Consider the following 9,189-nt stretch of genomic DNA (forward strand, 5'->3'; position numbering starts at 1 on the left):
TAGGGGAGGAAAAGGTGAGCAGATTCAGCCCGAGTGACATAAGGAACTTCGCGCTAGTTGGACAAGGCGGCTCTGGCAAGACGATGATCACAGAACGCCTGCTTTTCCGTGCCGGCGCGAGCCAGAGAGTTGGCCGCGTCGAAGATGGAACTACTGTTTCCGACTACCTGGATGAGGAAATAAAACGTCATATCAGCACAAGTATTGGCCTTTGCGAATTTGACTACAAGGGGGTTCGGCTGAATCTGCTTGATACCCCGGGATATGCCGATTTCATGACAGAAGCACAGGAGGCGGTCAGGGTAGCTGACGCCGCATTCCTCGCAATCAATGCCGGTGCTGGTATTGAAGTCCAGACCCCGCGTTTCTGGGGTTTGTGCGAAGCGCAGCATATTCCCGTCGCATTTGTGATCAACAAGGTCGACCTGGAGAATATCGACTTCGATGCCCGAGTTACTGAGTTACAGGATGCTTTTGGACATAAGGTCGTCACATTGACGATCCCGATTGTCTCAGGTCCCGCTTTCTCTTCGTTTGTCAACGTCCTCACTGGCAAGGTCTACGCCTATACAGCCGGCAAAGACGAGGCGAGTGTGTCCGATGCCATTCCGGATACTGTCAGGTCCGACTACGAGTCGGCGCGCGTTGCCCTCACGGAAGCTGTTGCCGAATCGGATGACGCCATCATGGAGAAGTATCTTGGGGGAGAAGCTCTGACCCAGGACGAGCTCGTGATGGTCTTCACCAAGGCGTTCAAGAAACGCCAGGTGTTCCCAGTCCTTGGCGTGTCTGCCCTGAAAGGGGTTGGTTGTGACTACCTTATGGATTTTGTGTCATCCTACGCTCCTTCGCCCGTCGAGGTTTCGGTCCAAGCGACTCGCAAGGGGACCGATGAGACGGTGGAACTTCAGGCTGATCCGGCGGCGCGTGTAGCAGCACTTGTGTTCAAGACCACCTCAGACCCGTTCGTCGGCAAGTTGTCGTTCATGCGCATCTATAGCGGGAAAATTGCTCACGAAATCTATAACGGAACGAAAGATGTCTCGGAGAAAGTCGGTGGCCTGTTCCACATGATCGGGAAGAAGCAGGAACCTGCAGATGAAGGAGTTGCCGGGGACATCCTTGTCATCTCGAAATTGGTGCACACTGCGACGAACGATACGATTTCGACCAAAGATGCTCCTCTTGACTTGGCGCCGATCGTATTCTCGGCCCCCCTCCTCATGCGTTCTCTCAAACCAAAGACCAGGGCTGACGACGACAAACTGAGTTCCACCCTGAGCCGGCTCAAGGAAGAAGAACCTGCCGTTGTGATCGACAAGAACGCCGAGACCCACGAGACCATTCTCAGCGGTCTGGGTGAAGCTCACCTTCAGGTCATTGTGGAGCGTCTTCAGAAGAAATTCGGTGTGAACATCGACTTGGAAGTACCTCGCGTACCATACCGTGAGACGATCAAGGGCAAGGCACACGTGGAGGGCAAGCACAAGAAGCAGACTGGTGGCCATGGTCAATTCGGTCATTGCTGGATTGATATGGAACCAAATGCACGTGGTGCTGGTTGGGTCTTTGAGAACAAGGTGTTCGGGGGAGCAATCCCCAGGCAGTTCATCCCGGCTATCGAAAAGGGTATGTTGGAGACCATGAGCAAGGGCCGCTTGGCTGGATACCCTGCCGTGGACATCAAGGTTGCCGTTGTAGATGGGTCATACCACCCTGTCGATTCGTCGGAAATGGCGTTCAAACTAGCAGGATCGTTGGCGTTCAAGAAGGGTTTTGACGAGTGCAATCCGATCTTGCTGGAGCCAATCGTCACTCTCGAGACCATCGTTGACGAGAAGTACATGGGCGACGTCATGGGTGATGTTACGAGCAAGCGTGGCAAGATCTCCGGCATGGAGAATGTTCAGGGAAAGCAAATCATCAAGGCGTCTGTCCCGCTTGCAGAGATGTTGAACTATGGTATCGACTTGGGATCCATTACTCAGGGAACCGGTACATACTCGATGAAGGTCAATCATTACGAGGAAGTGCCCGAGCGGATTGCTGAGAAGATCATTGCCGACGCGAAGGCCACCATGGTCGCTGAGGAAGAAGAGTAGTTCGAAGGGAGGAAGATTGAGAAACAACAAGATCGAGGCTTTGTCCCTCCACTTGGCTTCACCGGAGGAAATACGCAGCTGGTCACACGGAGAGGTGACTGAAGCTGAGACGCTTGACTACCGGAGCGGAAAACCGAAGCCTCATGGGCTATTCTGCGAGATCATCTTCGGACCGACCAAGAGTTTTCAGTGCCGTTGTGGCAAGCTCAAGGGAAAAAGCTTCGAGGGTCAGGTCTGTGACAAATGTCACGTCGAAGTAGCCGATTCCAACGTTCGCCGCGAGCGTATGGGACACATTGAACTCCACGCTCCGGTCGCACATATCTGGTACTTCCGCAACGCTGTCAACTACATCGCGCTTCTCCTCGAGATGCCCAGCAAGGCTGTCGAGAAGGTCGTCTATTTCGGCAGCTGGCTTGTCCTGGACCCAGGCGATGCCGAGGGGCTCGTGCGTAAACAACTTGTGACTGATGAAGAGTTCCGGGATCGCAAGATCAAGGGTGAGAAGTTCGTCGTCAGGAAGGGTGCCGAGGCGTTCCTCGAACTCCTCAAGGACCTTGACTTGTACAAAATGCGCGACAATCTCCTTGTCCGAATCAAGGGCAAGTCTCGTCAGGACCGTGCAAAGGCAGTCAAGCAGCTGGACGTTGTCACGGCTCTCATCAACAATAGCCGAAAGCCCACGGACATGATTATGACCCGCATCCCGGTGATTCCCCCGGACCTTCGGCCCCTTGTTCAACTGGAGGGAGGCCGATTTGCGTCGGACGACCTCAACGAACTGTACCGCCGGGTCATCAACCGCAACAATCGCTTGGGGAAAATGATCGATGAGAGCGCCCCCGAGATCCTGCTGCAGAACGAGAAACGGATGCTCCAGGATGCCGTGGACGCTCTGCTGGACAACAGCAAGCGTCAATATCCCGTTGTCAATGCGAACGGTCGCCCCCTCCGCTCCCTCAGCGACAAACTGAAGGGAAAGGAAGGGCGATTCCGTCAGAATCTGCTGGGCAAGCGTGTCGACTATTCCGGCCGTGCCGTCATCGTCTCGGGCCCGCAGCTCAAGATCAGTCAGTGCGGTGTCCCCAAGGAAATGGCGCTCGAGCTGTTCAAGCCCCATGTCATCTACCGGCTCATGCGAGAAGGCGTCGTGGGCAGCATGAAGGTTGCCAAGGACATCGTCGAGAAGCCCACACCAGAAGTGTGGACCATCCTCGAGAAGGTCGTCAAGGGCAACGTCGTTCTGCTGAACCGTGCGCCGACCCTTCACCGTCTGTCGATCCAGGCCTTCGAACCCGTGCTCATCGACGAGAAGGCCATCCAGATCTCGCCTCTCGTGTGCACGCCGTTCAACGCCGACTTCGACGGAGACCAGATGGCCATTCATCTTCCCCTGAGTCTTGCAGCTCAGACCGAAGCCCGTCTGCTCATGCTCTCCTCGTACAACATCTTCTCGCCTGCAAGCGGCAACCCCATGGCCGGCCCCGTCCAGGACATGGTGCTCGGTGCCTACTACCTCACGTATGAGATCAAGGAGAAGATGAAGGCGATGAAGTGGAATTCGACTCCTGTGTACAGCGAGCAGGACGTCCTCTACCTTTTCGAGTCAGGGAAGCTGCGTGTCCACGACCCCGTTCTTGTTCGCCTTGGTGGCATGAAGATCCGTACCACGGCAGGTCGAGTCGTGTTCAACGACGAACTCCGGGCAACTATCTTCGAGGGTGAGGCAAAGTACCGTGATTTCGCCTTCCAGAACAAGACGATGCCCAAGAAGGAGATCGAGGCGATGATCCTGGACTTCTCGCGCCAGTTTGGCGTGTCCAAGACCTGTGTCCTTCTCGACAACATCAAGGCACTCGGATTCAAGTATGCGACTGAATCGGGCATGTCCATTGGACTGTCGGATATGGAAGTTCCACCCGAGCGGCAGCGTATCCTCGACGATGCCGACAGGACCGTCCGCGAGATCAACGAGTTCTATGACGAGGGGCTCCTGTCCTACAACGACCGCTACCTGAAGGTGGTTCAGGTGTGGCAGGAGAAGGGCGCAGAGATCGAACGAGCCGTATTCCGCAACCTTACCGAAGAGAACTCCGTGCGTATCATGGCGGATTCCGGTGCCCGTGGAAGCAAGAAACAGATCGTACAGATGACGGGTATCCGAGGTTTGATGTCAGATCCCACGGGCAAGATTATCGAATTCCCCATCAAGTCCAACCTGCGCGAGGGTCTGTCTGTGCTCGAGTACTTCCTGTCGACACACGGTACCCGCAAGGGACAGGCCGATACTGCGCTGAAGACCTCTGACTCGGGCTACCTGACGCGTCGTCTTGTCGATGTCGCGCACGAACTTGTGGTCCGCGAAGAAGACTGCACACACTCTCAGGCTCGTGAGATCAAGATTGGCAATCTGGTGGTGTCCTCGCTTTCGGAGGAGTTGGCGGGCAAGATCGCCGACGAACAGGTCGTGAATCCTCTGACCGGAGAGACCATCATCCAGTCTGGCGAGGAGATCTCGTGGGAACAGGCGAAACGTCTGGAAGCCCTCGGTCTCAAGTTCCTGAAGATCCAGCGGTATGTTGGTGGCTTGACCGTTCAGCCTGTCGTCGATGGTGGTGCTGTCATCGTTGGCCTCCGCGAACAGATTGCCGGCCGGTACGCAGCCGATGATATCGTGCTCCGTGCATCGAAGATCAAAGTGAACCCAGCCTGGTCGAAGACGACGCTCGAACGTATCCTCGATCGACCTGTTGCGACAGACGTCGTGTCTGCTGAGGGAAAGAAGAGTCTCGCAGAGAAGGGTGACCTTCTTACCGAGAAGGTGCTTGCGGCAACGAAACGCGCTGGCATCACGTCCATCGAGGTGGTCGTGGACGAAGATATTGTTTTGGTTCCCAAGGATGGTCTTATCCGCGACGAAGTGGCGATAGCTATCGAGCAGTTTGGTATCACCAGCGTACGTCTTCGCTCTGCCATCACGTGTCAAAGTGAGAACGGCGTTTGTGCCATGTGCTATGGCCGTGACCTGTCCACTGGCAATGATGTTCAGGTCGGGGAGGCGGTCGGTGTCATCGCGGCTCAGTCCATCGGCGAACCCGGTACGCAGCTCACCCTCCGTACGTTCCACACAGGAGGCATCGCGGTCGTTGACATCACAACTGGTCTGCCTCGTGTTGAGGAGATCTTCGAGGGACGTACGCCAAAGGGGCAAGCAGTCGTCTCGACAATGGATGGTGTCTTGCACATCGTTGATGTGAAAGAGAAGAACTTTGAGGAGAGGAAGCAGATTGTTGTCACGCCCAAGACGGGTGTCGAAGCCAAGTTCAAAGTTTTGCCAATGACCAGGTTCCGCGTCAAGGATGGAGCGCACGTGCGCGTGGGTGATCAGCTTACCGAGGGCTCCATCGATCCCAAGGGTCTCCTTGAGCTGGTGGGCGTCGAGGAGACGGCTCGTTACCTGGTTCAGGAAGTCCAGAAGGTTTATCGTTCCCAGGGCGTCGATATCAACGTGAAGCACGTGGAGATGATCATTCGCCAGATGCTGAAGAAAGTGAAGGTTGTCGAGCCGGGCGATACAACATTCTTCACCGACCAGATCGTGAGCAAGCATGAACTCCTGCTGCAGAACCGCAAGGTCCGCGCGCAGGGTGGCAAGCCTGCCTCCTTCGACCTTGTGCTTCAGGGTATCACAAAATCCTCTCTCGAAACGGATAGTTTCCTGTCCGCTGCATCATTCCAGGAGACGCCAAGAGTGCTTGCTGACGCAGCAATCAAGGGCAAGATCGATCGGCTGACCGGCCTCAAGGAGGCCGTCATCGTGGGCAAGTCGATTCCTGCTGGCACATCGTCTCCGGAACTCATGTTTGAGAAGCGCAAAACGCAGGCGGAACCTTTACGAGAGGCTCGCGGAAGCTAGATTTTTGGGCAAACGAGGCCACAGAGTCGAACGAGTGACGTCTGGGCTGTGCGAGTGTGATTTGTCAAGGGGACAAGCGCTTGACACTTGCCCCCTAATGCATATCATTTAGAGATGTGTATTTACGTCCTTAGGAGGAAACTGTATGGCGACATTTAACCAACTGGTGCGGTCTCCCCGCGTGCAGCCGAAGTACAAGACAAAGACTCCGGCGCTCAAGGGTTGCCCACAGAAGAGGGGTGTCTGCACCCAGGTCAAGACCGCGACACCGAAGAAGCCTAACTCCGCATTGCGCAAGATTGCCAGAGTTCGTCTGACAAACGGCATGGAGGTCACGGCTTATATCGGTGGTGTCGGTCATAACCTCCAGGAGCACTCGATGGTGCTGATTCGTGGCGGCAGGGTCAAGGATTTGCCTGGCGTGCGGTATCACATTATTCGTGGAACACTGGATACTGCAGGCGTGGCCAATCGTATGAAGGCACGTTCAAAGTACGGAGCCAAGCGAGCCAAGAAGGGCGCCGCAGCGAAGAAAGGTGGCAAGTAATGCCTAGGAAGAAGCGGCAGTTCCGCAAGCCAGCTCAGGCTGATCCTATCTACAACAGCGAGCTGTTGAACCACTTCATCAACAAGATCCTCAAGAAGGGTAAGAAGGTCAAGGCACAAGGTATTGTATATGGAGCTATCAAAATGATCGACGGGAAAGGCACGAAGCCTGGCATTGAAGTTTTCCAGCAGGCTGTTGAGAAATGCCGACCCCTGGTTGAGGTGAAACCCCGCCGAGTCGGTGGAGCTACGCTTCAGGTACCTGTTGAGGTTGACTCGCGCCGAGGTATCAACCTGAGCATGGAATGGATCGTTGACGCCGCGAAGAAACGCGCTGGCAAGTCGATGATCGAGAAGATAGCATATGAGATGATTGACGCGGTTTCCGAGACTGGCTCCGCCTTCAAGAAGAAGTCAGATGTCCACCGGATGGCAGAGGCGAACAAGTCGTACTCTCACTATCGCTGGTAGAATCGGAACGCAGTCGAAGGGTAGTGGCACTGCATGCTTAATCAGAACGATCTGAACAACATACGAAACATCGGGATTATTGCTCACATCGATGCCGGGAAAACAACGACCTCAGAACGGATTCTCTATTACACGGGGTCCACGTACAAGCTTGGCAACGTCGATGATGGGAATACGACCACGGATTTTCTGCCTCAAGAGCGTGAACGCGGCATTACGATTCAATCTGCCGTTGTCACAGCCTTCTGGAAGGGTTTCAAGATCAACATCATTGATACGCCCGGCCACGTGGACTTCACGGCAGAAGTGGAACGCGCTCTCAGAGTGCTTGATGGGGGCGTAATTATCCTGTCTAGTGTCGAGGGGGTACAGGCTCAGTCGGAAACGGTCTGGCGCCAGGCGGACAAGTACCATGTTCCGCGCATCGTTTACATCAACAAATACGACCGCGTTGGTGCCGATTTTGAGAAGACAGTTGTGGCAATTCGCGAGAAACTGGGAGCGCGACCTGCTTTGGTACAATTGCCAGTCGGAAAGGAAGATACATTCGCAGGGATTCTCGATGTCATGGAGGCCAGGAAGTATCTGTTCACTGATCCTACTGGCGAAACCTATGAAACCGTTGAACTTGACGAACGTGAGGCCGTCCAGGTTGCTGAAGCTCGCGAGCACCTTATCGAGGCAGTAGCCGAAGTGGACGATGAGGCTCTGGAAGAATATGTCGCTACCGGCACGATGGAGTGGAGTCATGTCAAGCCTGCTCTTCGTCGGGCAACAATTGCGAGTCTCGTGGTCCCAGTGTTTGTTGGGTCGTCATTCCGCAACAAGGGCATCCAGCCTTTGCTGGATGGTATTGTGGACTATCTTCCCTCACCCCTGGATGTGAAGCCGGCCATTGGAAAGATTCCGGGAACTGACGAGAAAGTAGACGTCATGAGCGACGTGAATGGTCCCTTGGTGGCTCTGGTCTTCAAGATCGTGTCCGATCCCTATGTCGGTATCCTATCCTATGTACGTGTCTACTCAGGAATCATGCGGAGCAGCTCGTATGTCGTGAATGCGAACAAGGGTGACAAGCAGCGAGTCAGCAGACTGCTTCGGATGCATGCTAACAAGCGCGAGGATGTCGAGGAGCTTGGGGCGGGTGATCTCGGGGCTATTGTTGGTTCGAGAGACGTTATCACCGGTACGACCCTGTGCGACGAAGAGAAGCTCGTTCAACTGGAAACCATGCATTTCCCGGAGCCGGTGGTTTCGGTGGCCGTTGAGCCAAAAACCAAGGCTGATCAGGCGAAACTTGCCGCGTCGCTGGCCAAATTCGCGATTGAAGATCCTACGTTCCGAATCAAGACAGATGAAGAGACTTCTGAGACAATTATCTCGGGAATGGGTGAACTCCACCTTGAGATCATCATCGATCGTCTGTTGCGGGAATATGGGGTGAACGCCAGTGTTGGTGAACCGCAGGTCGCATACCGCGAGGCAATCGGTCGCGAAGTTGTCCAGCAGGGAAGGTACATCAAGCAGACCGGAGGGCACGGCCAATATGGCGACGTCGTCCTGAGAATCTCTCCAGGGGAGCGTGGTACAGGAATCGTGTTTGTAAACAAAACCGTCGGTGGTTCGGTGCCAAAACAGTTCGTCTCGTCTGTCGAAGCCGGCGTTCGCGAAGCAGTTACCTCGGGGCCAATCCTTGGATTCCCGCTTGTCGACGTGACGGTTGCGCTTACGGACGGATCGTATCATCCAGTCGACTCATCAGAAATGGCTTTCAAGATCGCTGCTTCCAAGGCGCTGCGTGAAGGTTGCACAAAAGCATCGCCTTTCCTTCTGGAACCAATCATGAAACTCGAGATTGTCGTTCCGAAGGAGAATATCGGCGACGTCATCGGCAGCGTGACGGCGAGAAGGGGCACCATCCAGCAGATTCAAGATCGTGGACACCTGCAGGTCGTCGAGTCATCGGCACCTTTGGCGGCCATGTTTGGATATACGACGATTCTGCGTTCCCTGACGCAGGGCCGTGGTTCTTTCTCAATGGAGTTCTCGCATTATCAGAGGGTTTCTGAGGATGTGAGGGAACAAGTTGTCACCAAGTTCGAGGGTTCGTCTAGCAAGGCGTAATCATACAGGGAGGTTATAATGGCGAAAGAG

At 54.9% G+C, this 9,189-nt stretch carries 5 protein-coding genes; all 5 read left to right on the forward strand.

Annotated features, from left to right (window positions below; translation table 11 throughout):
* Window positions 1–14: 14 nt before the first annotated feature.
* The 5 genes from fusA (SMC3_RS00620) (at window position 15) to fusA (SMC3_RS00640) (ending at window position 9,159) form a co-directional block, all read left to right on the forward strand.
* Window positions 15–2,102: an elongation factor G gene (fusA, locus tag SMC3_RS00620; protein WP_119087519.1), complete on the forward strand. Its 2,088-nt coding sequence runs from the start codon at window positions 15–17 to the stop codon at window positions 2,100–2,102.
* 16 nt (window positions 2,103–2,118) lie between these two features.
* On the forward strand, window positions 2,119–6,018 hold the full coding sequence (gene rpoC / locus SMC3_RS00625; RefSeq protein WP_165846478.1) for a DNA-directed RNA polymerase subunit beta': 3,900 nt from the start codon (window positions 2,119–2,121) through the stop codon (window positions 6,016–6,018).
* A gap of 145 nt (window positions 6,019–6,163) precedes the next feature.
* Window positions 6,164–6,565, forward strand: a complete 402-nt coding sequence (gene rpsL, locus SMC3_RS00630) for a 30S ribosomal protein S12 (RefSeq protein WP_119087517.1) — start codon at window positions 6,164–6,166, stop codon at window positions 6,563–6,565.
* A complete protein-coding gene (rpsG, locus tag SMC3_RS00635) occupies window positions 6,565–7,035 on the forward strand; it encodes a 30S ribosomal protein S7 (RefSeq protein WP_119087516.1) in 471 nt (156 codons plus the stop codon). The genes rpsL and rpsG overlap by 1 nt, the downstream gene beginning before the upstream one ends.
* A gap of 33 nt (window positions 7,036–7,068) precedes the next feature.
* Window positions 7,069–9,159: an elongation factor G gene (gene fusA, locus SMC3_RS00640; RefSeq protein WP_119089710.1), complete on the forward strand. Its 2,091-nt coding sequence runs from the start codon at window positions 7,069–7,071 to the stop codon at window positions 9,157–9,159.
* Window positions 9,160–9,189 lie beyond the last annotated feature (30 nt).

Source organism: Candidatus Cryosericum hinesii (assembly GCF_003570985.1).
In the GTDB taxonomy this organism is placed as follows: domain Bacteria; phylum Caldisericota; class Caldisericia; order Cryosericales; family Cryosericaceae; genus Cryosericum; species Cryosericum hinesii.